3 protein-coding genes are annotated in these 1,972 nt (G+C 44.8%); all 3 read left to right on the forward strand.

What is annotated here, in order from left to right; genetic code table 11:
* The first annotated feature begins 89 nt into the window (after window positions 1-89).
* Window positions 90-521, forward strand: coding sequence for a type II toxin-antitoxin system VapC family toxin (locus PX481_RS17960; RefSeq protein WP_288095301.1), 432 nt, complete (start codon window positions 90-92; stop codon window positions 519-521).
* A 421-nt stretch (window positions 522-942) separates the two neighbouring features.
* Window positions 943-1,557 (forward strand): DUF1349 domain-containing protein, encoded by a 615-nt coding sequence (locus PX481_RS17965; RefSeq protein WP_002757401.1) that lies wholly within the window; start codon window positions 943-945, stop codon window positions 1,555-1,557.
* Window positions 1,558-1,675: 118 nt separating this feature from the next.
* The coding region (locus PX481_RS17970) for a hypothetical protein (RefSeq protein ID WP_288095306.1) at window positions 1,676-1,972 on the forward strand (297 nt) is incomplete at its 3' end.

Here is a 1,972-nt window from a genome sequence, read left to right on the forward strand (position 1 = left end):
AGGACATTGATGCGATTTTTGTCAATTGTTTTTGCTCTAGAGCGAACTAATCAATTAAGTCTCTTGCCAGATAAGGATTTAGTCGATTTATGCCCCCCTATCGAACCATACCAACTAACGAAGAGCCACAGGGCGTAAAGAGGCTGACTACCTACCAAGATGTTCGCCGGCAAGTTGAGAATCTCACCCCAGACGAGCAACTTCGCTTGTTAAAAGAGTTAGCTGTTACCTCTACGTTGACGCTGTCGGAAGTTTTGGTGCATCCATTACGCTCAGGCAATGTAGAACTTGCTGGCCAGTATCGTGATATTCTTCTCGATCAAGAAAACTTAATCACAGTACCTATTTCCCTTGAGATCGCCGAAGTTGCCGCCCAGTTAAGAGCAAGACAAAACTTGCGAACTCCAGACGCAATTCAGATCGCCACTGCTATGGGAGAAGGTGCTATGTTTTTCTTGACCAATGATGCCCGTTTAGCTGCTGTCCCAGATTTAAAAGTTTTGGTTTTGGATGCTCTGTAACAGTACACCAATCTGGTAGCGTGCGTTCCTTAAACATTGATTTAAGCAAATGATAATAATCTAAAAACGTCTAGGCACAGCGAAGGACGGGAGTGCGAGTGCCGTCGAATAATTGTAAATTTTTGTTACGAAGTGCAGTCAGATTGAACAATTGGTGCTAAAACCTTGGGGGAAAGCTGATGTTATTTCGGCTGATTGTCAGTAATCCACAAAACGGGGTGATATGTCGAAAGTTTCCATATATTCCTACTTTGGTTATTCGGAAAGTTTCTGTATAATCAATGGTTAGCTGGCCTCGTAATAAGCTAAACGGCGCTTAACCTGCATGATCCAACAGCTATAACCCTTTTGGAGTCTATATCGGTGATCCGAAGTAAAAGCCGTTTAGCTTATCACGATGTATCTGATTAGGAGCGATATTATGCGACTTAGTGAAAATTTTTTACAGCCAGCATTGTCAGATGATTTTTACTGGCTCAACGAGCCGACGCATTATCGTTTGGGTAATGGCTTGGAAATTTCTACAGATGAAAAAACTGATTTTTGGCAAAACACGCACTATGGTTTTCAAAGAGACGATGGGCATTGCTTATTGATGCGACAAGTTGGCGATTTTTCCCTAATGACCCAAGTAGAATTTCAGCCTCGGGAAAAATATGATCAATGTGGCCTAATGGTGCGGATTGACAGTCAGAATTGGATAAAAGTTTCCACGGAATATGAAAGCGAACAAGCTAGTCGGCTTGGTTCTGTGGTGACCAATTTGGGATATTCTGATTGGGCAACGCAAGACATTTCTTCACGATACCGCGAAATGTGGTATCGCATCAGTAAACGGGGGAGCGATTTTCTGCTAGAGAATTCTTATGATGGGCAGGCTTGGCTGCAAATGCGGATCACACACTTACACAAGATAGCCGACGATTGCCAAATCGGAGTGTATGCCTGCAGCCCGATAGGCAAAGCGTTTCGCTGTTGTTTCAAAACCTTGGAAATCTCAGACAATCAGTGGCTGGTAATACCAGAAGCCAGCTAATAACTGTATGCACCCGACTGGCACTTATGCGCCTTAACGCCTGGCTTGTTGTGGTTCACGGCTTGTCTGTCTTATGCTAGAGTTTCATAATTACCCAAAGCTAATGAGGCAAAAAATAATGACGGAGAAAAATAAGCCAGAAGAAGTTCAAGAGGCAATGATTTCAGTGGGAGTGGGTACAGCGATTGGAGCTAGTGCATCGGCAGTAGTTGGGGGTATGGGACTTGCTGTAGGAGGAACTGCTCTAGGCGTCGGCATGGCTCCAGTAGCAGCGGCAGGAGCAGTGGTCGGCACGGCAGTTTACGGAACCAAAAAAGCAATAGAAGAACAAGACGCAACGGCAATTGGAGCAGCGGCAATTGGTGCGGGTGCTGGAGCCGGTATATCAGCATTGGTTGGAGGTATGGGATTAGCA

This window comes from Microcystis sp. M53603_WE2 (assembly GCF_030065435.1).

Coding starts and splice junctions, on each gene's coding strand:
- PX481_RS17960 (WP_288095301.1), top strand. CDS start 90: ATGCCCCCCTATCGAACCATACCAACTAACGAAGAGCCACAGGGCGTA.
- PX481_RS17965 (WP_002757401.1), top strand. CDS start 943: ATGCGACTTAGTGAAAATTTTTTACAGCCAGCATTGTCAGATGATTTT.